This is a genomic window from Streptosporangium sp. NPDC003464, assembly GCF_053588315.1.
This window is the reverse complement of the sequence record NZ_JBSFPS010000064.1, coordinates 1-25,046: the sequence shown is the minus strand read 5'-3', so window position 1 is coordinate 25,046 and position 25,046 is coordinate 1. Positions and strand designations below refer to the sequence as shown.

Annotated in this window: 27 protein-coding genes; 17 read left to right on the top strand and 10 right to left on the bottom strand. The window is 73.4% G+C overall.

Annotation, left to right across the window (positions count from 1 at the left end; translation table 11 throughout):
• Positions 1 to 14 precede the first annotated feature (14 nt).
• Positions 15 to 464, bottom strand: coding sequence for a MarR family winged helix-turn-helix transcriptional regulator (locus ACWDS7_RS16725; protein WP_306860944.1), 450 nt, complete (start codon positions 462 to 464; stop codon positions 15 to 17).
• 73 nt (positions 465 to 537) lie between these two features.
• Between ACWDS7_RS16725 and ACWDS7_RS16720 the strand changes: the two genes are divergently transcribed.
• The gene (locus ACWDS7_RS16720; protein WP_451930019.1) at positions 538 to 1,047 is read left to right on the top strand and encodes a VOC family protein; all 510 of its coding nucleotides are present in this window, start codon (positions 538 to 540) and stop codon (positions 1,045 to 1,047) included.
• A 114-nt stretch (positions 1,048 to 1,161) separates the two neighbouring features.
• Here ACWDS7_RS16720 and ACWDS7_RS16715 read toward each other — a convergent pair whose 3' ends face one another.
• The 4 genes from ACWDS7_RS16715 to ACWDS7_RS16700 form a co-directional block, all read right to left on the bottom strand.
• On the bottom strand, positions 1,162 to 1,986 hold the full coding sequence (locus ACWDS7_RS16715) for a hypothetical protein (RefSeq protein WP_451930018.1): 825 nt from the start codon (positions 1,984 to 1,986) through the stop codon (positions 1,162 to 1,164).
• 207 nt (positions 1,987 to 2,193) lie between these two features.
• The gene (locus ACWDS7_RS16710; protein ID WP_451930017.1) at positions 2,194 to 3,033 is read right to left on the bottom strand and encodes a bifunctional 5,10-methylenetetrahydrofolate dehydrogenase/5,10-methenyltetrahydrofolate cyclohydrolase; all 840 of its coding nucleotides are present in this window, start codon (positions 3,031 to 3,033) and stop codon (positions 2,194 to 2,196) included.
• 53 nt (positions 3,034 to 3,086) lie between these two features.
• The gene (locus tag ACWDS7_RS16705) at positions 3,087 to 3,707 is read right to left on the bottom strand and encodes a cyclodeaminase/cyclohydrolase family protein (protein WP_451930016.1); all 621 of its coding nucleotides are present in this window, start codon (positions 3,705 to 3,707) and stop codon (positions 3,087 to 3,089) included.
• Positions 3,708 to 3,781: 74 nt separating this feature from the next.
• Positions 3,782 to 4,684, bottom strand: a complete 903-nt coding sequence (locus tag ACWDS7_RS16700; RefSeq protein ID WP_451930015.1) for a DMT family transporter — start codon at positions 4,682 to 4,684, stop codon at positions 3,782 to 3,784.
• A 348-nt stretch (positions 4,685 to 5,032) separates the two neighbouring features.
• Here ACWDS7_RS16700 and ACWDS7_RS16695 point away from each other — a divergent pair, with 348 nt between their 5' ends.
• Together ACWDS7_RS16695 and ACWDS7_RS16690 are read left to right on the top strand one after the other, a co-directional pair.
• Complete coding sequence (locus ACWDS7_RS16695; protein ID WP_451930014.1) at positions 5,033 to 6,049, top strand: YihY/virulence factor BrkB family protein; 1,017 nt, start codon at positions 5,033 to 5,035, stop codon at positions 6,047 to 6,049.
• Between the two features lie 218 nt (positions 6,050 to 6,267).
• Positions 6,268 to 6,597, top strand: coding sequence for a DUF3140 domain-containing protein (locus tag ACWDS7_RS16690; protein ID WP_451930013.1), 330 nt, complete (start codon positions 6,268 to 6,270; stop codon positions 6,595 to 6,597).
• 43 nt (positions 6,598 to 6,640) lie between these two features.
• On the opposite strand, the gene ACWDS7_RS16685 is transcribed toward ACWDS7_RS16690, so the two are convergent.
• Entirely contained in the window at positions 6,641 to 7,696 is a 1,056-nt protein-coding gene (locus tag ACWDS7_RS16685; protein WP_451930012.1) for a LysR family transcriptional regulator, read from the bottom strand.
• 70 nt (positions 7,697 to 7,766) lie between these two features.
• Here ACWDS7_RS16685 and ACWDS7_RS16680 point away from each other — a divergent pair, with 70 nt between their 5' ends.
• Complete coding sequence (locus tag ACWDS7_RS16680) at positions 7,767 to 9,026, top strand: MFS transporter (RefSeq protein ID WP_451930011.1); 1,260 nt, start codon at positions 7,767 to 7,769, stop codon at positions 9,024 to 9,026.
• 170 nt (positions 9,027 to 9,196) lie between these two features.
• On the opposite strand, the gene ACWDS7_RS16675 is transcribed toward ACWDS7_RS16680, so the two are convergent.
• Both ACWDS7_RS16675 and ACWDS7_RS16670 read right to left on the bottom strand, forming a co-directional pair.
• Positions 9,197 to 10,162 carry an asparaginase gene (locus ACWDS7_RS16675; protein ID WP_451930010.1) on the bottom strand — a complete coding sequence of 322 codons (966 nt, stop codon included), beginning with the start codon at positions 10,160 to 10,162 and terminating at the stop codon, positions 9,197 to 9,199.
• 281 nt (positions 10,163 to 10,443) lie between these two features.
• Positions 10,444 to 11,376: an NADP-dependent oxidoreductase gene (locus ACWDS7_RS16670; protein ID WP_451930009.1), complete on the bottom strand. Its 933-nt coding sequence runs from the start codon at positions 11,374 to 11,376 to the stop codon at positions 10,444 to 10,446.
• Between the two features lie 96 nt (positions 11,377 to 11,472).
• On the opposite strand from ACWDS7_RS16670, the gene ACWDS7_RS16665 reads away from it, so the two are divergent.
• The 6 genes from ACWDS7_RS16665 to ACWDS7_RS16640 all read left to right on the top strand — a co-directional run bounded on the left by ACWDS7_RS16665 (position 11,473) and on the right by ACWDS7_RS16640 (position 16,434).
• A complete protein-coding gene (locus ACWDS7_RS16665; protein ID WP_451930008.1) occupies positions 11,473 to 11,889 on the top strand; it encodes a winged helix-turn-helix transcriptional regulator in 417 nt (138 codons plus the stop codon).
• A gap of 73 nt (positions 11,890 to 11,962) precedes the next feature.
• The gene (locus ACWDS7_RS16660) at positions 11,963 to 12,793 is read left to right on the top strand and encodes an SDR family NAD(P)-dependent oxidoreductase (RefSeq protein WP_451930007.1); all 831 of its coding nucleotides are present in this window, start codon (positions 11,963 to 11,965) and stop codon (positions 12,791 to 12,793) included.
• Between the two features lie 499 nt (positions 12,794 to 13,292).
• Positions 13,293 to 14,762: an MFS transporter gene (locus tag ACWDS7_RS16655; RefSeq protein ID WP_451930006.1), complete on the top strand. Its 1,470-nt coding sequence runs from the start codon at positions 13,293 to 13,295 to the stop codon at positions 14,760 to 14,762.
• Between the two features lie 46 nt (positions 14,763 to 14,808).
• Complete coding sequence (locus ACWDS7_RS16650; protein WP_451930005.1) at positions 14,809 to 15,222, top strand: YkvA family protein; 414 nt, start codon at positions 14,809 to 14,811, stop codon at positions 15,220 to 15,222.
• Between the two features lie 280 nt (positions 15,223 to 15,502).
• Positions 15,503 to 16,153, top strand: a complete 651-nt coding sequence (locus ACWDS7_RS16645) for an RNA polymerase sigma factor (protein ID WP_399961994.1) — start codon at positions 15,503 to 15,505, stop codon at positions 16,151 to 16,153.
• Positions 16,154 to 16,194: 41 nt separating this feature from the next.
• Positions 16,195 to 16,434: an anti-sigma factor family protein gene (locus tag ACWDS7_RS16640; RefSeq protein WP_306860984.1), complete on the top strand. Its 240-nt coding sequence runs from the start codon at positions 16,195 to 16,197 to the stop codon at positions 16,432 to 16,434.
• 6 nt (positions 16,435 to 16,440) lie between these two features.
• Here ACWDS7_RS16640 and ACWDS7_RS16635 read toward each other — a convergent pair whose 3' ends face one another.
• The gene (locus ACWDS7_RS16635) at positions 16,441 to 16,731 is read right to left on the bottom strand and encodes a zf-HC2 domain-containing protein (protein WP_451930030.1); all 291 of its coding nucleotides are present in this window, start codon (positions 16,729 to 16,731) and stop codon (positions 16,441 to 16,443) included.
• Positions 16,732 to 16,854: 123 nt separating this feature from the next.
• Between ACWDS7_RS16635 and egtA the strand changes: the two genes are divergently transcribed.
• From egtA to ACWDS7_RS16605, 6 genes are all read left to right on the top strand, one after another.
• Positions 16,855 to 18,081 (top strand): ergothioneine biosynthesis glutamate--cysteine ligase EgtA, encoded by a 1,227-nt coding sequence (gene egtA / locus ACWDS7_RS16630; RefSeq protein ID WP_451930004.1) that lies wholly within the window; start codon positions 16,855 to 16,857, stop codon positions 18,079 to 18,081.
• Complete coding sequence (gene egtB, locus ACWDS7_RS16625) at positions 18,078 to 19,379, top strand: ergothioneine biosynthesis protein EgtB (protein ID WP_306860988.1); 1,302 nt, start codon at positions 18,078 to 18,080, stop codon at positions 19,377 to 19,379. Before egtA ends, egtB begins: the two co-directional genes overlap by 4 nt.
• Positions 19,380 to 20,084, top strand: a complete 705-nt coding sequence (gene egtC, locus ACWDS7_RS16620) for an ergothioneine biosynthesis protein EgtC (RefSeq protein WP_451930003.1) — start codon at positions 19,380 to 19,382, stop codon at positions 20,082 to 20,084.
• Between the two features lie 196 nt (positions 20,085 to 20,280).
• Positions 20,281 to 21,240, top strand: coding sequence for an L-histidine N(alpha)-methyltransferase (egtD, locus tag ACWDS7_RS16615; protein ID WP_451930029.1), 960 nt, complete (start codon positions 20,281 to 20,283; stop codon positions 21,238 to 21,240).
• 329 nt (positions 21,241 to 21,569) lie between these two features.
• Positions 21,570 to 22,175: a hypothetical protein gene (locus ACWDS7_RS16610; protein ID WP_451930002.1), complete on the top strand. Its 606-nt coding sequence runs from the start codon at positions 21,570 to 21,572 to the stop codon at positions 22,173 to 22,175.
• A gap of 148 nt (positions 22,176 to 22,323) precedes the next feature.
• A complete protein-coding gene (locus ACWDS7_RS16605) occupies positions 22,324 to 23,490 on the top strand; it encodes a sensor histidine kinase (RefSeq protein ID WP_451930001.1) in 1,167 nt (388 codons plus the stop codon).
• Between the two features lie 68 nt (positions 23,491 to 23,558).
• Here the strand turns inward: ACWDS7_RS16605 and ACWDS7_RS16600 are convergent, their stop codons facing one another.
• A complete protein-coding gene (locus ACWDS7_RS16600; RefSeq protein WP_451930000.1) occupies positions 23,559 to 24,257 on the bottom strand; it encodes a winged helix-turn-helix transcriptional regulator in 699 nt (232 codons plus the stop codon).
• A gap of 133 nt (positions 24,258 to 24,390) precedes the next feature.
• On the opposite strand from ACWDS7_RS16600, the gene ACWDS7_RS16595 reads away from it, so the two are divergent.
• The coding region (locus ACWDS7_RS16595; RefSeq protein WP_451929999.1) for an ornithine cyclodeaminase family protein at positions 24,391 to 25,046 on the top strand (656 nt) is incomplete at its 3' end.

Sequence of the window (25,046 nt, the reverse complement as noted above, 5' to 3'; positions counted from 1 at the left end):
GGCGCAAGGCCCGCTCAGGGAGTCTCCTTCCGCAGCACCGCCGTGCAGATCTCGGCGAGCCGACGGACCTGCTCGGGGTCGAGCAGGTCGAAGAAGCTCCGCCGTACCGCCTCGACGTGACCGGGCGCGGCCGCGGCGAGCACCTCGAACCCCTCGTCGGTGAGCACCGCCCAGCTCACGCGCCGGTCGGCGGCGCACGGCTCGCGCCGCACCCAGCCGCGCTCCTCCAGCCGGGCCACCGCGTGGGACAGCCGGCTCTGCGAGGCGTTGACCTCCGCCGCGAGCTCGCTCATCCGCAGCATGCGCTCCGGCGCCTCCGACAGTTTCACCAGCACCGCGTAGTAGGCGTGCGGCATGCCGGAGTCTCTCTGCAGCTGCCGGTCCAGCTCCTCCTGGACGAGCTGCGAGGCCCCCAGGAACGCGCGCCAGGCGCGCTGCTCGTCATCGTCCAGCCATCGCGTCACGGTCCCACTTTACTTGAACTCTCAAGGATATGGGGGTAGCGTACTTGAGAGTTCAAGTTTCATGGGAGGAACCATGCCGGTCCAGCGACTCAACCACGCGGTCCTGTTCGTGCGCGACGTCGAGCGCAGCGTGGCCTTCTACGCGGAGGCCCTCGGCTTCAGGGTGGTCATGAACATGCCGGGCGCCGCGTTCCTGCAGGCCTCCGGCTCCAGCAACGACCACGACCTCGGCCTGTTCGAGATCGGCGCCCAGGCGGGTCCCTCCGGCGCCGGGCGCTCCACCGTCGGCCTCTACCACCTGGCCTGGGAGGTCGACACCCTGGAGGAGCTGGAGCGGATCGCGCTCAAGCTCGGCGAGCTGAACGCGCTGGTCGGCGCCTCGGACCACTCCACCACCAAGGCCCTGTACGCCAAGGACCCCGACGGCCTGGAGTTCGAGGTGTCCTGGCTGGTCCCGGCCGACCTGCTCACCGAGGAGGTGCTCCAGGGGCGCAGCGGCATCAAGCCGCTCGACCTCGCCAGGGAGAAGGAGCGCTACGGCGCGCGGACCCGGGGCGGCCTCGGGGTCTCGATCCCCGTCTGACCGCGCCGGCCCCGACGCCGCGGCCGCCGCGCGGCGGTGTCGGTCCCGAGGCCGCCGCCCGGCGGTGACGTCCCACCGCCGCGCGCACCCCGCGTCCTCCGGCCGCCCCGCGGGTCACCCGCGGAGCAGCCCGAGAACCGATCTCTCCATGGCCGAGACGAAGGCGGTGCGCGCCGTCGCGTCGAGGGCGTCCAGCGACAGGTAGGGGTTCAGGTCCTCCAGTTCGACCAGGAGCAGCTCCCCGTCGCGCGTGCGGCAGGCGTCCACCCGCTGGATGCCGTGGTCGAGGCTGTTCCAGTCGACGAAGCGCTGGGCGAAGGCCAGGTCCGTCGCGTCCGGCCGGTACGGCTCCAGCTCCCAGCGCCGATCCGGCCGGGGGGCGTACAGGGCGTACTGGAAGGCGTGGTCGACGAAGTAGAACGATACCTCGTGGACGAAGTCGATCCGCGGCTGGACGAGCACGTCGCCGAAGGCGATCCGGTCCAGCTCCTCCGGCCCCACGAACCTGAGCCCGATGGAGTCGGCGCCGAGCATGGGCTTGACCGCGTATTCCGCCGTCCCGGGCAGGCGGCCGAGGTCGTCAGGACGGTCGACGGTGGGGATGACCGGGTATCCGTCGCGGCTGAGATCCACCAGATACCGCTTGCCGACCATGTCGGCCTTGCCCGTCAGCGGGTTGTACACCCGGACGCCGCTCTCCAGGGCGCGGGCCCGGAATCGGTCGTACTCGGCCTGATAGTGGATCACCGGCCCGGTGTTGCGGACCACGGTCACGTCGAAGTCGTCCATCAGCGCGACCGCGTCCAGCGGATGGCAGAGGACGACCGTGAACCCCTGCCTGAGCTGGGAGGAGACGAAGATGTCCTCGTCGCAGTACCGCCGGCCCCGCGCCTCGTACGACAGGTCCGTCAGATAAAGGATCGTTGGCTTAGCGGACACAAGAGGGCTCCTCATCACCGAATGCGAGGTATGACCCTATAACCACCGGACTTGGCGCCCTCCTCCCGGCCGTGCCCCCAGCCGCCGTCCGGCAGCTCGATTGTCCGCATGTCCTTCGGCGGATGCCCGGGCCACGTCTGCGCGCGAGACGTACCGGCCGCCCGGCACGTTCTGCCCCACCGCCGTCCGGTAGGCGCCGGGCACCGGCTACCCCCGGGCGGCCCGCACGGTGTGGCTCAGCAGGAGGGCCGTGGTCACCGGGCCCACCCCGCCGGGCACCGGGGTCAGCGCGCCGGCCCGCTCCGCCGCGGCCGGGTCGACGTCGCCGACGAGACCGCCGTCCGGCGTGGGGTTCGTGCCCACGTCCACCACCACGGCCCCCGGCTTGACGTGCTCGGAGGTGATGAGCCCCGCCCGGCCGACGGCCGCGACCAGGATGTCGCCCGTGGCGGCCACGGCGGCCAGGTCGGCGGTGCGCGAGTGGCAGACCGTCACGGTGGCGTCGCGGTCCAGCAGCAGGTGCGCCGCGGGCTTGCCGACGACCGTGGAACGGCCGACCACGACCGCGTGGCGGCCGGCGAGCTCCACCCCGTGGTGCTCCAGGATCCGCACCACCGCCTCGGCGGTCGCCGGCGCGAAGGCGGGCAGCCCGGCGGCCAGGCGGCCGAGCGAGAGCGGGTTGGCCCCGTCGACGTCCTTGCCGGGGGCGATGGAGGAGGCGAGGTCCTCAAGCTTCGCGCCCCCGGGGAGGGGGGTCTGCAGGATGATCCCGCTCACCCGGCCGTCGGCGCTCAGCGACTCCAGACGTTCCCGGACCGCCGCCACCGGCGCCTCCGGCCCCAGGTCCACGACCTCGCACGCGATGCCCGCCTTGCCCGCCGCGTTCACGATGGAGCGCACGTACCAGGCGCTGGACTCGTCCGCGGTGGCCGTGACCACGGCGAGTCTCGGGGGGCGGCCGGCCGCGGCGAGCTCGGCGGCCTGTCCGGCGGCGTCCGCCCGGATGGCGGCGGCCAGCTCTTTCCCGGACAGGGGTCGTGCGCTCATCTGGGTGAGTCCTTCCAGTGTGGGGGTCCCGGGCTCCGGCCGTGCGGAGGTGGTCACCCGCTGATCTCCTCGCGCACGGCGGCGGTGACTCTCTCGGCCCTGGCCGCGATCTCGTCCACCCCGGCCGCCTGGGCGGCCAGGCCGGCGCGGACCTCCTCGTCCTTGATGCCGGCGAGGTTGATCTCGATGTTGACCCGGGCGGTGGTGGCCGCGGCCCGCGCGGCCTCCGCGGCGGCGGCGACATCGGTGATGACGTTGCGGTTGCCGATGGGCAGCAGCTCCTCGGCGAGCTCGACCAGCCGGCGCGCCGCGGCGACGGTCCCGGCCGGAGGTACGGCCGCGGCGGCCAGCGCCCCGGCGATCGCCGCCGAACGGGCGGCCTTCTCCTCGTCGGTGGCCTTGGGCAGCCGGTAGGAGTCGGTCACGGCGGTGAACGCCGCCGCATCGTCCTCGGCGAGCTGGAGGGCGTGGTCACGGAGGGCGTCCGCCTCGGCGAGGATCCGGTTGATCACCTGCCCGTGCTCGGCGTGCTTCGGGCCGTCGCTGTAGCGGGCCACCATGCCCAGCAGCGCGGCGGCCTGGGCACCGTGCAGGGCGGCCGACGCTCCCCCGCCCGGCGCGGGCACCCGGCCGGCCAACCGGTCCAGGAAGTCACCGATCGTCTGGTCGCGCATCCACGCCTCCCCGAGTCGCTCAGGAGGTCGAGGCGGACCGCGACCACCCGTTGATCACGTAGTGGACTGCCACGTTACCGGGCCCGCACCCGGCCCTTTCCCCGGGACACCGCCACGCCCGCGAGGCAGAGCAGGCCGCCGGCGAGGGTCAGCCAGGCGGGCACCTCGTCGAGGATGAGCCAGGCCATCAGGACCACCAGCGCCGGGACGACATAGGTGGTGGCGCCCATCTTCCCCGCGGTGGTGCGGGCGAGCGCGTAGGCCCAGGTGGTGAACGCCAGCGCCGTCGGGAAGACCCCGAGATACACGACGTTCAGCGTCGCGGGCAGCGGGGCGGCGGCGACCTGCGACACCAGCTGGCCCGCGAACGGTAGGCAGGCCGCCGTGCCGACGAAGCAGCCGAAGGTGGTGACCTGCAGCGCCGAGGCGTGCTTCAGCGCGGGCTTCTGGCAGACCACGCCACCGGCGTACGTCACGGCCGCGAGCAGGCAGAGCAGGACGCCGACGATCGACGCGCGACCGCCGTCGGACATCGAGATCCCCACCACGACGGCGCCGGCGAACGACACCGCCATCCCCGCCAGCAGCCGGGGCGGGAACCCCTCCTTGAGCAGCCATCCGCCGAGGAGCGCGATCAGGACCGGGCCGACGTTGACGACCATCGCCGCGGTCCCCGCGTCCACCTCCTGCTCGCCCCAGTTCAGGGCGACCATGTAGAGGCCGAACCACAGGATCCCCGAGCCCACGATGCCGGGCCACGCGGCGCGCGGCGGCAGCCCCTCGCGCCGCGCCAGCCAGATCACGCCCAGCACCACCGAACCCGCCAGCAGCCGGCCCAGGGCCAGGGCGCCGGGGGCGAAGTGCTCCGCGGCGCTGCGGATGGCGACGAATGCCGAGGCCCACAGCAGCACGGTGACGCCCACCGCGGCGAGCGCCCGACGGTCGACGCGGGGCTCCGCGGTAATTGTTTGCTCCATAAGTGAAGATTACGGAAAGGACATTTCGCCCCGCACCGAACTTTTCACCGCCGGTCCGGGCCCCACCCTCCGGAACCGCGGGGCCCGGTCCCACCTTCCGGCGTGAAGCCTCTGGATCCCTGCCGGCCGTTCCGGTGAATGCCGCGGGCCAGGCGGGGTAGCGCCGACTCCGAGCGAGAACGCACACCCCTCGGAGGCGCCGGCGGACGGATCCCCGGCCGGGACAGGGCGCGCCCGGCACCCGACGGAGCCCGGTCCGGGCCCTGCCGCCGGCGGCTCCGGCCGCTACAAGCGCGGCCGCCGCCCCGACGCGGGCGGTACGGCCGCTGGACCTGGAGATGGTGCACCATGTCACATAACGACACCCGGCACACGGCAACCGCCCCCGGCCGGGGACCGGAGAGCGAGCGGGCGCCCGAGAGCCCGGCCGAGCTGCCCAAGAGGTCGTGGTGGGACGTGCTCAAACGCACCGTCAAGGAGTTCCAGGAGGACAACCTCACCGACTGGGCCGCCGCGCTCACCTACTACGCGGTGCTGTCGATCTTCCCCGCGCTGCTGGCGGTGATATCCGTCCTCGGCCTGTTCGGCCAGTCGGCCACCCGGTCGCTCACCGACAACCTGGGGGCCCTGGCCCCGGGCCCCGCCCGGCAGACCATCGACACCGTGCTCCAGGCCCTGCAGAGCAGCCAGCGCGCCGCGGGGATCGCCGCGATCATGGGTATCGCCATCGCGCTCTGGTCCGCGTCGGGTTACGTGGGAGCCTTCATGCGGGCCGCCAACGTCATGTACGAGATGCCCGAGGGCCGGCCCATCTGGAAGACCTTGCCGCTGCGCCTGGGCATCACCACGGTCCTGGTGATCCTGATGGCGGTCGGCGCGGTCTCCGTCGTGTTCACCGGAGAGCTCGCCGCGCAGGCCGGGAAGGTCCTCGGGATCGGCGAGACCGCGCTGACGATCTGGGGGATCGCCAAGTGGCCGATCCTGGTGGTCATCGTGGCGCTGGTCCTGGCCCTGCTGTACTGGGCCGCGCCCAACGTCGAGCATCCGGGGTTCCGCTGGATCACTCCCGGCAGCATGATCGCCGTCGTGGTGTGGATCGCCGCGTCCGCCGCTTTCGGGTTCTACGTGGCCAACTTCGGCTCCTACAGCAAGACCTACGCCGCGCTGGCCGGGGTCGTCGTCTTCCTGATCTGGCTGTGGATCTCCAACATCGCCGTGCTGCTCGGGGTGGAGTTCGACGCCGAACTCGCCCGGGAACGCGCCATCGAGGCGGGTCGGCCGGCCGACGAGGAGCCCTACGCCGAGCCCCGCGACACCCGCAAATTCGACGAGGAGGACACCGAGCACGTGAAGGGCGAGGAGTAAAGGGAGTGATGAACCTTCCGCGGCCCGCCTGTGACGTGACGCCCGGTTCACACCACAGGCGCCCCCCTTTCCGGGAAATCACCGGGAAAGACCGGAGCGTCGGGGAGATACGCCCCCGGATGGCTGGTCCACTGACGGGGAGGCCAGGCGTACGAGCGAGTGCCGGAGTGACGGAAGCGCCGCGCACAGGTCGTCGGCACCGCGGAGGAAGGACTGACATGGCCGAGGACAGGCAGGACATCGCCACGGATTTCCACCATGCGATCAACATGACGGCCGGAGAGCTGGAGCGCTGGCTGGAGACCCAGGAGTCCAAGGGGAGCGGGGACAGGACCGGTGGCGGCGAGTCGACAGGCCACGAGTCGGGCCGCCACATCCTGGAGATCCTCCGCAAGCGCGAGGACGACCTCTCCGACGACGACTACGCCCACATGCGGCAGGTGACCGGCTACGTCCGCCGGCACCTCGCGCAGCGCCCCTCCGGCGACGTCGAGGACACCCGGTGGAGACGCTCCCTGATGAACTGGGGACACGACCCGCTCAAGTAGGCGCCCGCCCGGCTCCGGCCGGCGCCTCAGGACCGCACCGGGCTCACACCCCCCGGCCGGAGGCGGCCACGTGGCCGGCGAGCGCGCCGGCGGGACCGCCCGCGGCGCGGCGGCCCGCCGAGGACGCCGTGACGGGTGCCGGCGGGCGCTCCGGGACGCGCCCCGCCGGACGGCCTCGCAGATGGTCGGCGGTGACCTGCCGGAAGGCCGCCAGGCGGGCGGTCTCGTTGTCGTGGTGCCAGATGAGGGAGAGGACGGAATCGGGCAGCCCCTCGACGGGGACGAAGACGATGTCGGGGCGGTGATGATAGTCCTCGGTCAGCGCGCAGAACAGCATCCCGCCGCGGTTGGCCGCGATCATCGACAGCGCCTCCTGCATCGTGGAGGCCGCCGGCCCGTCCGGCACCGGCCGGCCCGCCGGCGTGATGGACGGGGACAGCAGCTCCCGCCAGTATCGGGGCGCGGGGCCGGCGATCCGGATGACCGGGCAGCCGGCGAGCTCCTCGGCGGCTATCGAGGCACGGCGCGCGAACGGGTGCCGGGTGGAGACCGCGAGCGTCTGCGGCTCGCTGTTGACCCGCGGGCCGAGGACCAGCCCCGGCTCCTCCACCGGCCCGCAGACGAACGCCGCGTCGACCTCGCCGCGCCGCAACGGGCCGAAGGGGTCGGATATCGGCATCTCGACGGTGACGACCTCGCTGTCGGGGTGTCTCTCCTGGAAGATCCCGACGATCTCCATGACCTCCTGGTCGGAGGTCCCGAGGAACCCGACCCGCAGGACGCCGGCGACGCCGCGGGCCGCGGACCGGACCCGTTCGACGGCGTGCCGGAGGGAGGCGTAGGCGGGGCGCAGCTCCTCGGCGAAGCGCTCGCCGAGCGGGGTGAGCCGGACCCGCCGGCTGGTGCGCTCGAACATCCGGGCCCCGACCCGCTCCTCCAACGAGCGCACGAGCTGGCTGACGCGGCTCTGGGAGACGTACAGCCGCTCGGCGGCCCGGCCGAAATGCAGCTCCTCACTCAGCACGAGGAAGCACTCCAGCTCCCGGATCTCCACTCCGCCCACGGCCACCTCCACGCGCCTGCCGCTCCGCCCATCCATTAGCCCACCTCATCCAAGGATGAGACCTTCGGCGTTGTTCCGCCGGGGGCGCGGCTGAAGGCTGTCAGACATGTCAACCAGCGCTTCCCCCGCCGGGGACCGGCCGTCGCGGGCGTACTGGCCCGCGGTCGTCGCGGTGTCCCTGGGCACCTTCTCCGTGGTGACCACCGAGATGTCACCCGTCGGCCTGCTGACGTCCGTCGGATCCGATCTGAAGATCTCCGCCGGTGTGGCGGGGCTGGCGGTGACGCTGCCGGGCATCGTCGCCGCGCTCGCCGCCCCGGTCCTCACCGTGGCCGCGGGCCGGGCCGACCGGCGGCTGGTGCTGTGCGCGCTGATGGCCCTGCTGACCGTGGCCAACCTGCTGTCCGCCCTGGCCCCGGGCGCGCCGACGCTGATCGCCTCCCGGGCCCTGGTGGGCCTGGGCATCGGTGGGTTCTGGTCGATCGCCGCGGGCCTGGCCGTACGGCTGGTGCCGGAGCGGTCCACCGGCGCCGCGACATCAATGATCTTCGGAGGCGTCTCGATCGCCTCCGTTCTCGGGGTCCCGGCCGGGACGCTCGTCGGCGAGCTGGCCGGTTGGCGGGCCGCGTTCGCCGCGCTGGCGATCCTGTGCGCGGCGGTCACGGCCGCGCTGGCCCTGCTGCTGCCGCCGCTGACCGCGACGCGGGCGATCCGGTTCGGGCAGGTCCCCCGCCTGCTCCGGGACAGGGGGGTGCGCACCGGTCTGACCGTCACGCTTCTCCTGGTCACCGGCCACTTCGCGGCCTTCACCTACCTCGGCCCGGTCGTCGGGCAGGTGTCCGGCGCCGGCGCCGGCCTGCTCAGCGCGCTCCTGCTGGTGTACGGCGTGGCGGGGGTCGCGGGGAACTTCGCGGCCGGTCCGGCGGCGGCCCGGAACGTGCGCGGCACCGTCCTGCTCATCGCCGGGACGCTCGCCGCGGTGGTGCTGCTGCTGCCCGGCCCCGGCGCCGTGCGGGCCGGGATGATCGTCCTGCTCGCCGTCTGGGGGCTCGCCTACGGCGGCGTCTCGGTCAGCCTCCAGACCTGGATGCTGCGCGCGGTGCCCCAGGCCCCGGAGGCGGGGGCGGCGCTGTTCGTCTCCTCGTTCAACGCGGCCATCTCGCTGGGCGCCCTGCTCGGCGGGGTGACAGTGGACTCCCTGGGCGCCTCCGGCGTCACCTGGGCCGGCGGGACGCTCGCGGCCCTCGCCGCGGCGGCGGTCTGGCTCTCCGGCCGCGATCGCGGCGGAGACGCCTTTCCCGGCCCTTCGCCCCGGACGCTGTCGGGGCCTGACGGAAAGCCGCCGGCGATTGATTCCCGGCGATGAGAGTCTCTCCCGGCGTGGGGCTGCCTTCACAGCCACCCGGCTGTCAGGAGATCGTTCCGGCTCCGGCGCCTGGTCCTGATCGTCATCGGGATGTCCCTGTTCACCACCGCGTTGACCGGCGCCGCGGACGCCGAGACGTCCCCCGGGCCCGCGAGCGGCGGCCCGGGGCGTCAGAGCCTGCCGAACCAGTCGCGTACGGCCCGCGGCCCACCCGTTCCGAGGGCCACCATCAGCGCGCAGCGCGCCTTCGACGGCGCGAGGTCACGGGCTCCGATCGCGCCCACCTTGGCGGCGAGCCCCACGCCGAGGGGCAGGTCGTCGAGCGGGACCCCGCGGGTGCGGCAGCGGGAGGCGACGACCACCGGGATGCCCCACTCCGTCAGCTCGCCGATCGTCGCGAAGAGGCCGACCGGCACGTTGGACATGCCGGTGCCCTCCAGCACCACCCCCCGGGCGCCGGCGTCCACGACCGCGGTGAGCAGCACGGAGTCCATCCCGGGATAGGTCTTGATCAGGGCGACGTCCGCCTCCGGCTCCCCCGCCACCAGCGGAGGCCGGGGCGGCGGCGCGGCCAGCATCTCGACCCGCCCGCCGGCCACACGGCCCAGCGCGGGGAAGGGCGCCGAGGAGAAGGCCGCCACGCTCGTGGCGTCGGTCATGCTCACCCAGCGGGCGGCGTGCAGCTCGTCGTTGAGGCACACGACGGCCCCGGCGCCGCGCAGCGCGCCGTCGGCGGCGGCCGCGACGGCGGAGGCCAGGTTGCGCGGGCCGTCGGCGGACAGCTCGTCCAGGGGGCGCACGGCGCCGGTCAGCACGATCGCGCCGCGCTCGGCCGCCCGGCCCGCGAGCAGGTCGGCGAGGAAGGCGCTCTCCTCCAGGGTGTCGGTGCCGTGAGTGATCACGACCCCGTCGAATCCCCGTTCGAGGATCGCCGAACGGGCCCGGCGGGCCAGCCCGAACATGGTCGAGGGCGACATGTCCCAGCTCGGCTCCGCCATCACGTCCTCCACCACCACCTCCGCCGCGAGCTCGGCCGGAGGGATCGCCGCCAGGAGCTCGGCGCCGGACGCGACACCCGCGGGACGGCTGGAGTAGGCGATGGTGTCACCGGTCGCCAGCAGCAGCACACGCTTCACCACATGATCCCTTCGATGGCCGCGACGGGGCCGGTCCGGGCGTCCCGCGCCCCGGCGGAGCGGCCGCCCCGGACCGACTACCCCTATTTATAACCCATACATACCCCCAGTAGGGTTATTTGTAGGGGAATCGCATGCGTCCGCAGGACTCCGGGCCGTCCACAGGACGGGTGATCAGGCGGGGACCAGGCACGGCCGGTCAGGCACGGCCGGTCAGGCACGGCCGGTGAGCGGGAACGTCGCGACCACGCTCCGGCTCCGGCCGCACGCGCCGCCGGATGTCACGGGACCAGGACGATCTTTCCGGTGGTACGGCGGGCCGAGAGCAGTTCGTGCGCCTTGGCGACCTCGGCCAGCGGCAGCACCTGGTCCACGTGCACCCTGAGCCGCCCGGACTCCACCAGGGCGGCGAGGCGGGTCAGATCGGCCGCCGAGGGACGCACGCTCACCACGGCGAGCCGTACCCCCCGCTCGGCCGCGCGCTCCGGGGTGATGCCGAGGTTGCCGCCGAGCGCGCCGACGAGCAGGCCACCGGGCTTCAGGGCGGCGGCCGAGCGCTCCCCGTACTCGCCGCCCACCAGGTCGAACACCACGTCCACGGGCTCGGTCGCCGTGACGAAGTCCTCGGTGGCGTAGTCGATGAGCGTGTCCGCGCCGAGACCGCGGAGGAAGGCGTGCTTGGCGGCCCGGGCGGTGCCGACGACGTGCGCCCCATGCGCCTTGGCGATCTGGACGGCCAGGTGGCCGACCCCGCCGGCGGCGGCGTGGACGAGCACCCGCTGTCCCTCGCCGACGCGCGCGATGCCGACCAGCGCCTGCCAGGCGGTCAGACCGGCCAGCGGCAGCCCGCCCGCCTCCTGCGCGGTCAGCCCGGCGGGCCTGTGGATGATCTCGTTGGGCGAGGCAAGGACGTAGTCGGCATAGGCGTTGCCCGCGCCCGGGAAGGCGAGCAGGCCCAGCACCTCGTCGCCGGGGGCGAACGCGGACACACCGGGCCCGGCGGCCTCGATCGCCCCCGCGACGTCCCAGCCGAGGCTGAACGGCGGCGTGCCGAGCAGCGGGTAGACACCGGACCGGACAGCCCCGTCGACCGGGTTGACCCCGGCGGCCTCGACCTTGATCAGGACCTGCCCGTGGTCCGGCACGGGCAGGTCGACCTCGGCGAGCCGGAGAACGGAGGGACCGCCGAAGGCGGACTGGGTGACGGCACGCATTTCGATCTCCTTGGTAGGGGAACCCTGTCGAGATCAATCGTGGTGGACGGCGGTATAACTAGGAAAGAAGGCACCTTTGCGATATATAGGTACCTTATGGATACCACGTCCCACCTGCGGGAGTTCGGCGCCGTCGACGCCTACCTGAAGGAATGCGCCTCACGGACCGTCCTGGCGGCCATCGCCAACAAGTGGACCTGCCTGCTGGTGGACGCCCTGCAGGACGGCCCGGTCCGGTTCGGCGAGCTGCGCCGCCGTCTCGACGGGATCACCCAGAAGAGCCTCACCCAGACACTGCGGACCATGGAGCGTGACGGGGTGGTGGTCCGCACCGTCTATCCGACGATCCCGCCCCGGGTGGAGTATTCGCTCAGCGAGCTGGGACAGAGCGTGGTCGCGCTGATGGCGGGGATCAGGCGCTGGTCGGAGGACCACGTGCCCGAGATCATGGCCGCCCGCGACCGCTACGACCTCCGCGCGGCCGAGGACCCCCGGCCCGTCCCGGTGGACTGACACCGGCCACCGGCGACGCCCGATCCAGGGTGTCGCCGTCCGGTCGTGCCGGGGGCGCTGACATGCTGGCCCCGTGACCGAGAGACTCCCCACCACCGGCGGCGCGGACCTCACGGGTCCCATGACCGAGAGACTCCCCACCACCGGCGGCGCGGACCTCACGGGACAGGTCGCGCTGGTCACCGGCGGCTCCGCGGGGCTCGGCCAGGCCATCGCGCTGGCGCTCGCCCAGGCCGGCTGCACCGTCGTGGTCTCCAGCCGGCGGCAGGACGCCTGCCTGCGGGCCGCCGCGCAGATCACCGCCGCCACCGGCCGACACGCCTCGGGCATCGCCTGCGACGTCGGCGACGAGGACTCCGTGCGCGGAGTCGTCGACGACGTCGTCGCCCGGCACGGCCGCCTGGACATCCTGGTGACCAGCGCCGGCGTCCAGGCCCGGGGCGAGCTGGCCGACCTCGACGCCGCCACCCTGCGACACTGCCTCGAGGTCAACGTCGTCGGTACCTTCCTGGCCTGCCAGGCGGCGGTGCCGGTGATGCGCGCCGCCGGATACGGCCGCATCGTCACCCTCGCCAGCGCCCTCGGCGTGGTGGGCGCCGCGGGCCGCGCCGGATACGCCGCCAGCAAGGGCGCGGTGATCCAGCTCACCCGGAGCCTGGCGGTCGAGCTCGCCGGCACCGGCATCTGCGTCAACGCCCTGGCCCCCGGGCCGTTCCGCACGCCGCTCAACGAAGGCGTCGACGACGACCCGCACGTGCGCGAGTTCCTCGACCACCAGGTGCCCGCCCGCCGCTGGGCCGACCCCACCGAGCTCACCGCCGCCGCGCTCCTGCTGGCCGGCCCCGGCGCCTCCTACATCACCGGCGCCGTCCTGCCCGTCGACGGCGGCTGGACCGCGCACTGACGCCTCCCCTCGGACGTCCCCGGTGGCGGCCGCGGACGGGTTCCGTCACGGCCGACGGCCGGAGTTCCGTTACACATGACAGCGGCACGAGTTACGTTACGTCTCACGGACGCGGCCCGGGATCCGTTACGGCCTCCCCTCGGTTACGGACGCGGCCCCGGATCCGTTACGGTCACTGCCACTGTGTGATGCCGCGCGGCCGTACGGCCCCGCCCGACCCTGCCCGATGTGCCAGGGGATACGCCAGCCCGGTGGGGCACCGGCCGGCAACGGCCGCCCGTCCGGGGCGGCGCCGGGGGGCCGGCGGGCCGCCCGCCGGCCGCCGGCGCGGCCGCCCCGGTATCCGCGCGATGACTCGGTAACTCCAAAGTGCCGTCTTCCGTCCCCCTTCCCCGGTGCCGCATGATGCGAATACTTACAAGAGGGAACTGACCGGCTCCGAGGAAACCGAACGCGGCCGGCCCGGCCCCTCCTCCCCCGCATCCCGAGGAGTGATCCCGTGTCCACACCGCAGTCCCCACCACCCGGCGCCGGCACCGGCCGCATGAACGGACGCGCCTGGGGCGTGCTGTTCGTGCTGTGCGGCGCCATCTTCCTGGAGGGGATCGACGTGGCGATGCTGAACGTGGCCCTGCCGTCGATCCGGTCCGACCTGGGCATGTCCACCGGCTCGGTGAGCTGGGTGATGAGTGCCTACGTGCTCGGCTACGGCGGTTTCATGCTGCTGGGCGGGCGGACCGCGGACCTGCTGGGCCGGCGGCGGATGTTCCTGTTCTGGCTCGTGGTCTTCCTGGCCTTCTCCGGCTTGGGCGGGATCGCGACCGAGGGGTGGATCCTGATCGTCGCCCGGTTCGTGACGGGCGCGGCCGCCGCGTTCATGGCGCCCGCGGGCCTGGCCATCATCACGACGAGCTTCGCCGAGGGCCGTCAGCGCGACAAGGCCCTGCTGGTCTACGCGGGGACGGCGGCGGCCGGCTTCTCCCTCGGGCTCGTCGTCGGAGGTCTGCTGACCGCGGTCAACTGGCGGTGGGTGTTCTTCGCCCCGGTCATCCTGGCGTCCCTGATCCTCCTGGCCGCCGTCCTTCTCATCCCGCGTGAGGAGCGTCCGGAGCGTTCTCCCCACGGTTTCGACCTGGCCGGCGCGGCCAGCGTGACGGGAGCGATGCTCCTGCTCGTCTTCACGGTGGTCAGCCTGGAGGAGCCCGGCGCCGGATGGGGCTGGACGGCCGGCGCGTTCGCCGGCGGTCTGGCGCTGCTGGCCGCCTTCGTGATGATCGAGCGGCGGTCGGCCTCGCCGCTGGTCCGCCTGGGCATCCTGCGCTCGGGCCCGCTGGTCCGCGCCAACCTCGGCGCGCTGCTGTTCGCCGGGTCGTTCTTCGGCTTCCAGTTCGTCGCCGTCTTCTACCTGCAGGAACTGCGCGGCTGGTCGACGCTGGAGACGAGTCTCGCCCTCCTGGCCGTCGGCGTCGACGCCGTGCTCGCGCCGACCGTCACGCCGCGGCTGGTGAACCGTTTCGGCAATGTCCGGGTGATCTTCGGCGGCCTGGTCCTCGCCGCCGTGGCCTACGCGCTGTTCCTGCCGATCGGCCTCGACTGGACCTACGCGGCCATGTTCCCCACCATGATCATCCTTGGCCTCGCCTTCGCCCTGACCTACGGGCCGCTCACCATCGCCGCCACGGACGGCATCGCGGAGGAGGAGCAGGGGCTCGCCGGCGGCCTGCTGTACACCTCCTTCCAGTTCGGCTCAGCACTCGGCCTGTCGGCGGTGACCGCCGTCAGCGCCGCCGTCGCCGGGACCGGCGGCTCGCCCCAGGCCGGGCTCGACGGCTTCCGCGCGGCCCTGCTCGTGCCGCTCGTCGGGGTCCTCCTCGCCGCGGCCGTCACCGCGGCCGGTCTCCGCAGGCGCACCGCGACGGCCGCCGAGCCCTCCCGCGAGACCCTTGAGGCGGCCGGGACATCCCGGTAGACCGAGGCGGGCGGCGCCCCGGGGCCGCCGGGGTAGGTTCGCTCACGTGTCGTGGTGGAATGTCGTCTGGGGCGTCGCGGCCGGCCTGGCCGCCGTCTGGCTGGCCCTGGCCGCCGCCCTGGTGATCATGCGGCCCCGGGGGGCGCTGCTGACCGAGGCTCTCCGGCTCCTGCCCGACCTCCTGCGCCTCCTGCGACGCCTGGCCGCCGACCGGACCCTCCCCCGTGGCATCCGCGTACTGCTTGGCCTGCTGCTCGCCTACCTGGCCCTGCCGATCGACCTGATCCCCGACTTCGTCCCGGTGCTGGGCTACGCCGACGACGCCATCATCGTCACCGCCGTCCTGCGGAGTGTGGTCCGCAGGGCGGGGCTGGAGGCTGTGGAGCGCCACTGGCCGGGGACCGCCGACGGCTTCGCCGTACTGTGCCGTCTCACGGGCCTGCGCCCGCCGCCGTCCTGAACCTCCGCACCCCGGACCTCACCACTCTGGACCTCTGCCCCGGACCTCTCTGCCTCGGATCCGGCGGGCCCGGACCGCGTAACGAACGGGACGGTCAAGGGACTGTGCAGGGAGAAGACTGCGGACATCCAGCGGTCAGGCCGGGGAGGAGAAGGTGTCGTCCCAGCTCAGGGCGGGAATCTTCTATCTCCGGGACTGGCCGCGCTCCGGAGCGCTTCAACGGAGAGGACGCACCACGACGTCATGAATGTCCCAGATGCCCGACCAGGAGGAGACAATCGTGGAGCCCTTCACGGGCGGTAGGCTCCCCCCGGACGATGTCGTCGTCGCGGCCCTGCGCGCCGGGGACGAGACGATGTTCGCGGCGCTGCTGGACACCTGGTCGCGGGGGATGCTGTGGCTGGCCCGCTCGCACGTGTCCACCAACGACTCCGCCGAGGAGATCGTGCAGGACACCTGGCTGGCGGTGATCAGGGGGATCGAGGGCTTCGAGGGCCGCTCGTCCGTCAAGACGTGGGTCTACCGGATCCTGGTCAACACGGCCAAGAAGCGGGGCGTGCGCGAGAACCGCACGGTCCCCTGGAGCAGCGTCTTCGAGCAGGAGCGGCCGACTGTCGACCGCTCGCGTTTCCAGGGCGTGGACGACCCCTTCCCCGGACACTGGAAGGAACTGCCCACCGCCTGGCCGACCCCTGAGGGCGAGGTGCTCGCCTCGGAGGTGCGCGGCCGGATCGCGGCGGCCCTGGCCGAGCTCCCCCCCAGGCAGCGGGCGGTCATCACACTCCGGGACGTCGAGGGGTGCACATCCGAGGAGGTCTGCGAGATCCTGGAGATCTCCGCGGCCAACCAGCGTGTCCTGCTGCACCGCGCCCGCGCTGCGGTGCGCGGGCGGCTGGAGGAGTATTTCGAGACGGCGAGGCGGTCGGCGTAGTGGAATCGGTTCAGCATCGAGACGGTAAGGCGGTCAGCGTCGTGAAGCGGTTCAGCTGCGACGAGGTGGTGGAACTCGTGACCGTCTACCTGGAGGGTGAGCTCGACGCTCCCCGGGGAGGCCGGTTCGAGGAGCATCTCGGCGGCTGTGAGGGCTGCGAGCGCTACCTCGGCCAGTTCCGCGCCACCATCGGCGCCCTCGGCGAGCTGCCGCCCACGGCTCTGCCCGGCGAAGCGCGCGAGCGGCTGCTGGCCGCCTTCCGCGACCGGGGACGGCCCTGACCCCGGCTACCGCCCGCCTCCCACGGCCCGGGACGGCCCTGGCCCCGGGCCGGAGAAGGCCACGCGCAGCCTCCTGAGCACCCCGCCCGGGACGCCGTCGCCCCTGAGGCAGCCGAGGGCCTCGACCGTCGCCCGGATCTGCTCCAGATGGACCGAGCAGCCGGCGCACCCGGCCAGATGGGCCTCCATGCGCCGCCGCCGCCCGGCGGGGAGCGCCCCGTCGAGGTAGTCGGTGACGAGCCCGACGGCCTCACGGCAGCCGACCGGGCGCCGGGACCGGGATCCGGCTCGCATCATTCTCACCTGTGCCCCATGTGACCGTAGTGCCGCTCGCGGTCGATCCGTTACACCCCGGCCCGCTGTAACGCTTGCGCGCCTCGCGGGTCTATAGACCCGTACACATCGGGCAAAGGGGGCACGATGATCGATCTGGCCGCCGAGGGCGCGCTGGTCCGGGACGCTTCGGATGTGGCGGACTTCGCGCGAGGCTGCTTCCGCGGCTCCACCGGGGACCAGGTGGGGATCGAGCTGGAATTCCTGGTCTTCGACCGGGCCGCCCCCGCCCGCCAGGTCCCGCTGGCCAGGATCGCCGACGCGCTGCCCCCGCTGCCCGGCGGGAGCCGGGTGACCTTCGAACCGGGCGGCCAGCTCGAACTCTCCGGCCCGGCGGGTCCGCTGCCGGAGGCGATCGCCCGCCTCGCCGCCGACGTGAACGCCGCGCGCGCGGCCCTGCGGGAGGCGGGCCTGGCGCTGGCCGGGGTGGGCCTCGACCCGGTACGGCCGGCCCGACGGCAGTTACGGCTGCCCCGCTACGAGGCGATGGCCGAGTTCCTCGGCACGCCGTACGGGTCCCTGATGATGTGCTCGACGGCGTCGATCCAGGTCAACCTGGACCTGGGCGGCAGGCCCGCGGTCCGGTGGGAGCGCACGCACCTGCTGGGGCCCGTCCTGACGGCGGCCTTCGCCAACTCACCGCTCAGCGCGGGCCGGCCGTGCGGGTGGATGTCGGGGCGCCAGGCGGTGTGGGAGAACCTGGACCGGACCCGGACGGCCCCCGTCCCCGCGACCGGTGACCCGGCCTCGGCCTGGGCGGAATACCTGCTCGACGCCCGGCTCATGCTCGTGCGCGAGGACGGTGAGCGGTGCCGCACGGTCCGCGACGGCTCGACCTTCCGCGACTGGCTGTCGGCCCCCACCCGCCCGCCGACCCTGGCGGACCTGGCCTACCACGCCACGACGATCTTCCCTCCGGTGCGGCCGCGCGGCTGGCTGGAGATCCGCTACCTCGACGCCCAGCACCCGGCGAGCTGGCCGGTGTGCGTGGCGGTGACCCACGCCCTCGTGATGGACGACCGCGCGGCCGACACGGCGCTGGCCGCCGCCGAGCCGTACGCGGGGATGTGGCCGTGGGCGGCGCGCCTCGGCCTGGCGGAGCCACGGCTGAGGAGCGCCGCCGAGACCTGTTTCGAGGCCGCCCTCGCGGCGCTGCCCCGCCTGGGCGCGGCCCCGGACCTGGTCCGCGAGGTGGCCGCGTTCGCCGACCGCCACGTGACGACCGGCCGCCCGCCGGCCGCGGACCTGCTGGATCTGGTGAAAGGGCCGGCGCGGAGCCTGTCGGCCTGGCTGACCGAGGAAGGACAGGCATGAACGACTTCAAGGAACGCATCGCCGCCGAGCTGGTCGCGGTGCGTAACCGGTCGCTGGCCTATACCGACACCGAGGACGACCTGCTGGTCAGGCAGCACTCTCCGTTGATGTCGCCGCTGGTGTGGGATCTGGCGCACGTGGGCAACTACGAGGAGCTGTGGGTGCTGCGGGAGGCCGGCGGGATCACCCCGCTCCGCCCCGAGATCGACGACCTGTACGACGCGTTCAAGCACCCGCGCAAGGACCGCCCGAGCCTGCCCATCCTGGGGCCGGGCGAGGCGCGCCACTACATCGAGGGCGTGCGCGGCCGGGTGCTGGACGTCCTCGACGCGATCGACCTGGAGGGCCCCGACCCCCTGCACCGGGACGCCTTCGTCTTCGGCCTGGTGATCCAGCACGAGCACCAGCACGACGAGACCATGCTCGCCACCCTGCAACTGTCGGAGGAGCCGGGCCTGGTCCGCGACGGCGGCCTGCCGTCCGGCGGGCCCGCGGGCGCCGAGGAGGTGCTCGTCCCCGCCGGTCCCTTCCTGATGGGCACCGACACCCAGCCCTGGGCCTACGACAACGAACGCCCCGCCCACCGGGTCGACCTGGCCGCCTACTGGATCGACAGGCTCCCCGTCGGCAACCGCGCCTACACCGCCTTCATCGAGGACGGCGGCTACGACGACCCCCGCTGGTGGACTCCGGAGGGCTGGGGCTGGCGCCGGCAGACCCGCGCCCACGCCCCGCTGTTCTGGACCAGGGACGGCGGCATCTGGTGGCGCACCCGTTTCGGCCGGCCCGAGCCCGTGCCCATGGACGAGCCCGTCCAGCACGTCTGCTGGTACGAGGCCGACGCCTACGCCCGCTGGGCCGGCAAGCGGCTGCCCACCGAGGCCGAGTGGGAGAAGGCCTGCGGCTGGGACCCCGCGGCGGAGCGGTCGCGGACCTACCCGTGGGGTGACGACGCCCCCGGACCCGGCCGGGCCAACCTCGGGCACCGGGCGGCGCGGCCCGCGCCGCTGGGCGCCTTCCCCGCCGGGGCGAGCGCCTACGGCGCCGAGCAGATGGTCGGCGACGTGTGGGAGTGGACCGCCTCCCGGTTCCTGCCCTACCCCGGCTTCCGCAGCTTCCCCTACCGCGAGTACAGCGAGGTCTTCTTCGGCAAGGACTACCGGGTGCTGCGCGGCGGATCCTGGGCGGCCGACCCGGCCGCGGTCCGCACGACGTTCCGGAACTGGGACCATCCGATCCGCAGGCAGATCTTCTCCGGCTTCCGCTGCGCCCGGTCGGCCTCCCCGGAGCAGGCGTAGATGTGCCGCCACGCCGCCTGGCTGGGCGCTCCCCGGACCCTCGCCTCGCTGATCCACGGACCCGAGCACGGCCTGCTCCGGCAGTCCTACGCCCCGCGCCTGCAGCGCCACGGCACGGTCAACGCCGACGGTTTCGGCATGGGCTGGTACGACGCCGCCCGCCCGGAACCGGTCCGCTACCGCCGCTCCGTCCCCATCTGGACGGACGCCAACCTGCCCGCCCTCGCCCAGATCGGCCGCTCGGGCTGCCTGCTGGCCGCCATCCGGTCGGCGACCGTCGGCATGCCGATCGAGGAGAGCGCGACCGCGCCCTTCGCCGACGGGCCGTGGCTGCTCAGCCACAACGGCAGGGTCGCGCGGGAGGCGGTCCGCGGGCTCGCCCGCGACGCGGAGAGCGCCTGCGACTCCGCGTGGCTCGCCGCCGCGGTCTTCACCCGGCGACGCGCCGGGTTGCCGCTCGGCGACGCGCTGGCGGAGGTCGTCACCCGTGCCGGGGCGGAGGACCCCGGCGCCCGCCTGAACCTGCTCGCCTGCGACGGCGCGTCGATCGCCGCGACCGTCTGGGGCGACACCCTCCACCTCCACCTCGACGACGGCGTGCTCGTGGCGAGCGAGCCGCTGGACGACCGGTCCGGCTGGCAGGCCGTACCGGACCGGAAACTGGTCCTCGCCTCTCCCGACGGCGTGTGCATCCAGCCACTGTGAGCGGACGGAGCGAGATCACCGCGAGACATGGCATCTCGGTCACGGGCCGGCGGGCCGCCGGGCGAGGAGGGACGTGACCGGGCGGATCGAGATCACCGGTAACCACAGCACCCCGGTCACGGGCCGACCGGCCGCCAGGCGAGGACGCCCCTGACCCATCGACCCAGGAGGCCCCGTGTCCGTCAGCCAGTCATCCATGAATCTGGTCAACCATCTCGGTGACGACTACCTGCGTCAGGCACTCGAACACGACGTCCGCACCGGGCTGTCGTCGACGCCCAAATGGCTGCCGCCCAAGTGGTTCTACGACGCGGCCGGCAGCGATCTGTTCTCCCAGATCACCCGGCTGCCGGAGTATTACCCCACCCGCCGCGAGCTGGCCATCCTGCGCCGGCAGTCCGTCGACATCGCCGCGCGCAGCGGCGCGGACACCCTGGTCGAGCTCGGCTCGGGGACCAGCGAGAAGACCGTCCTGCTGCTCGACGCCCTGTCGGCGGCGGGGACGCTGCGCACCTACACGCCGGTGGACGTCGACGCGGTCACCCTCGGCGACGCCGCGCGGCGCCTCACCACCCGCTACCCCGGCCTGGCCGTACGGGCCGTCTGCGCCGACTTCGAGCACCATCTGGCGCTGCTGCCGCGCGAGGGGCGGCGGATGGTGGCCTTCCTCGGCGGCACCATCGGCAACCTCGACCCGGCGGCACGCGAGGTGTTCCTCAAGGAGCTGCGCACCACCCTCCGGCCCGGCGACACTTTCCTGCTCGGAGCCGACCTGGTCAAGGACACCGGGCGGCTGGTCGCCGCCTACGACGACGCGGCCGGGGTGACCGCCGCCTTCAATCGCAACGTCCTGCGCGTGGTCAACCGGGAGCTGGACGCCGACTTCGAACCGGACGCGTTCGAGCACGTCGCGCTCTATGACATGCAGCACGACTGGATCGAGATGCGGCTGCGGGCGGGCCGGGCCATGCGGGTGCGGGTCGGCGACCTCGGCCTGACCGTCTCCTTCACGGCCGGGGAGGAGATGCGCACCGAGATCAGCGCCAAGTTCCGCCCCGAGGGACTGCGGGCGGAGCTCGCCGCGGCCGGGTTCGTGGTGAGCCGCCACTACACCGATCCGACCGGTGACTTCAGCCTCGTCCTGGCCCGCGTGTGACCACCGGGAGCCGGCGGACGGCGGCCGGGGACCGGGGACCGGCGGCGGCCGGTCTGGGGTCCACGGCCGCCGGCAGGCAGCAGGCAGCAGGCAGCGGGCGGCAGGCGGCAGGCGGCGACTGGCAGGCGGCGGGCGGCCGATGGCGAGCGGCGGGCGGAGGTTCCGTGAGAGGTGTCATGCTCCCGTGCCCGCCGGGCCGCTGACATCGCCGGTACGGGGGATATCCGTTCCCCCTCACCGGTGAGGCCGAGGATCGCTCCCACCGGCGATCACTTTCAGGCGGCGGAAAACCAGGATTGCCTTATCCGCCAACCGCCTGGAGCCCTGACATGAACCCCCGCTTCGCATTCATCGCCACCCCCCTGCTCGTCCTCGCCTACGGGATCATCCGGATCCTCGACGGGCTCGACGGCAGCAGGGGCCCCGGTCTCGCCTGGACCACCGGCCACCTCGCCTTCCTCGCCGCCCTGGCCCTGTTCGTCCCCGTCTTCTGGGAGATGCGCCGGATGGCGGGCCGCGGTGTCGTGGCCACTGTGAGCGCCGGGCTCGGGACCGTCGGCATCCTGGCCGCCGCCACGCAGTTCGTCATCGACATCGTGGTCGGGTTCCTCTCCGCCGACCACGCGGCGATGGGCGTCCTGTTCGACCGGGTCCAGGCCGTCCCCGGCGTCTCCATCGCGATCTACGACGGCGGCCCCTACCTCTTCTACCTCGGTCAGCTCGCCCTCGTCGTCCAGCTCGCCGTCATCGGCCGCGTCAAGGCCTGGACGCCGCTGCTGGTCCTGATCGACCTCGTCCTCCCGATCGTCGACCGCGACCTCATCCCGGTGGGCGCGATCTTCCTGCTCGTCTCCTTCGTCCCCCTCGCCCGCGAGCTGGCTCCCGCCGCCAGGCCCGTCGCCCACTCCGCCCGGCGCGCCACCACCCACGCGTGAGCAGCCCGGAACGGGCCGACCGGCAGACCGCGTCCCGGCCGCCGGTCGGCCGCGCGTGGTCGTGGTCCCGGCGGTGGTCCTGGCTACGGCCCCGGCCGTGGTCCCCCGCCGCACCGGCGCGCCGGGGGAGGAAGCAGGATTGGACACCGTGCCCGATCTGCCGTTCATCGCCCTGTTACGCCGCCGGATACGGACCCTTCCTCCCCAGTGGGTGGACGTGGCGCTCACCGCCCTGGTGATGGTGGTGCAGCTGTGGCCGTTCGTGGGCCGCGACAACCCCCACGACGTCCCCTGGCACTGGTGGGGATACGTGGTCGTGGTCGTGGCCGTGACGCCGCTGGCCTGGCGGCGCCGGATGCCGGTGCCCGTGCTGATCTTCACCCTCCTGGCGACCTCCCTGTACGACCTCGCCGAGAACCTGCCGTCACAGCCGATCTGGTACGGCGGGCTGGTCGCGATGTACACCGTCGCCATGCGGTCCTCCCGCTGGGCCCGCCTGTCCATGATCATCCTGGCGACCTGCGGCGGGATGCTGCTGGTCGGCTCGTCCGACACCGCGCTGCGCGGCATCGTGCTGTTCGTCGCCGCGTACGCGATCGGCAGGGCCGCCGCCGTCTCCCGCGCCTACGCGGCGGCCCTGGAGGAGCGGGCCGCCCGCCTGGAGCACGAGCGCCAGGTCGAGGCGGAGCGGGCCGCCGAACGGGAACGGGCCAGGATCGCGCGCGACATGCACGACATCCTGGCCCACGCGGTGAGCCTCATGGTGGTCCAGGCCGAGGCGGGGCCCGTGGTGGTCAGGAGCGATCCGGCCAGGGCCGAGGTGGCCTTCGACGCGATCGCCGCCGCCGGGCGCGACGCGATGCTCCAGCTCCGGCGGATGCTGGGCGTGCTCAAGGAGGAAGAGGGGCCCCGCGCGCCGCAGCCCACCATCGGTGACCTGCCCACGCTGGCGGGCCAGGTCACGGGCACCGGGCTCGACGTGGCCTACAGCACCTCGGGCGAGCCCCGGGCGCTCCCTCCCGACGTCGAGGTCGCCGCCTACCGGATCACCCAGGAGGCGCTCACCAACATCGTCAAACACGCCGGCGCCTCCCGCGCCGACATCCGGCTCCGCTGGGACGACGACGCTCTGACGATCGACGTCACCGACGACGGCCCCGGCTCGGGCCGTTCCCTCCCCTCGGGCGGCAACGGCCTGATCGGCATCCAGGAGCGCGCCACCGCCTGTGGTGGCACCGCGACCGCGGGCCGCCGCGCCGACGGACCGGGCTTCCAGGTGTCGGTACGGCTGCCGCTGCCCGCCACGGCCGCCTGACCGCCTCCGGCACGGGCCACCCGGGTCCGGACCGGCTCAGCCTTCGGCGCGGGCCGTCCGGGTCCGGATCAGCTCAGCTCGCGGGCGCGGGCACGTTGGCGGTGCGCCTTCTGGCGGCATGCCGTACCGCAGAACCGGGCGGGCCGGCCCGTGCGGGCGGAGTGGATGGGAGCGCCGCACGTCTCGCACCGCCCCCCGCTCGCCCTGGTCCGGCTCCCGTCGCGGACCGTGACCACGGCCCGGCCTCCGTCGCGGACCGTGGCCGCCGTCCGGGTTCCGTCGCGTCCGCCGGCCCGGGTTACGTTACGGTCGGTCGCCGGTCTCCTGGGTTCCGTCACGGCCGGCGTGACGTCGGCACGGGCGTCGTAGTCGGCGCGGGCGGAGGCGATCTCGCTCTGGTGCTTCTCCGTCCACATGACGAGCGACTGGATGGTGTCGTGCAGGGTCACGCCCAGCGGCGTGAGCTCGTAGTCCACCCGGGGAGGCACGACGGGATGGACCGTGCGGCGCACCAGGCCATCGCGTTCGAGCTGGCGCAGGGTCACGGTGAGCATGCGCTGGCTGATGCCGTCGATCTTACGGCTCAGCTCGGTGAAGCGCAGGACGCGCCGGTCCAGCAGGGCGATCACCAGCAGCGACCACTTGTCCGCCACCCGGTCGAGGATCTGGCGGACCTCGCAGTCCTCCCTGGTGTCCCACTGGCGGGCGTCGTAGTCGTCCTCGACGGCGGAGCAGTGCGCCGGCGACTTCGGAGTGCTTTCTTCCATCGCCGTCCATGGTGTCGCATGGCGCCTTCACTTACAAGAAGGAACCGAGGAACCGGCCCGGCTCCGGCCGCCGTGCTCGGCCCGTTCCCCACCGGAGGGGATCAGCCGGCGGCGTGGATGACATGATCGTCCTGTGACGCTGCTTCTGTCCCGGTCCGATCTGGAACGCCTGCTGGATGTGGAGGACTGCCTCAGCGCCCTGGAGCAGGGGTTCCTCGCCGGGGCCCCGGCCGTCGGGCCTCAGCGGATCCGCACGGACCTCCCCGGGCCGGGCACGGCCACCGCGCTCATCCCGGGACTGGTCGAGGGCGTCCCCGCGTACACGGTCAAGGTCAACGCCAAGTTCCCGGACGCGCGGCCCGCACTGCGCGGTGTCGTCTGCCTGCACGATCTTGGGAGCGGCGAGCTGCTGGCACTGATGGACTCGGCGACGGTGACGGCGTGGCGGACGGGTCTCGCGGCGGCGCTCGGCACGCACGCGCTCGCCCGCCCCGATGCCGCCACCGTCGCGGTCATCGGCGCCGGCGCCCAGGCCGACCTCGTCGTCCGGGGCCTGGCGGCGCTGCGGCCGCTCGACCGTCTGGTGGTCGCCGATCTCGACGCCCGGCGGGCCGCCGACTTCGCCGGGCGCCATGCCGCCGCCTTCCGGAGCGCGGGCTGCGAGGTCGTCCCCGACGCGGCCACGGCGGCGGGGGTCCTCGGGCGAGACGCACGGGATGATCGCGATCTGCACGGGCAGGCCGACCGCCTCGCTCCCCCAGCCCATGTAGATGTCCTCTTTGGAGGAGG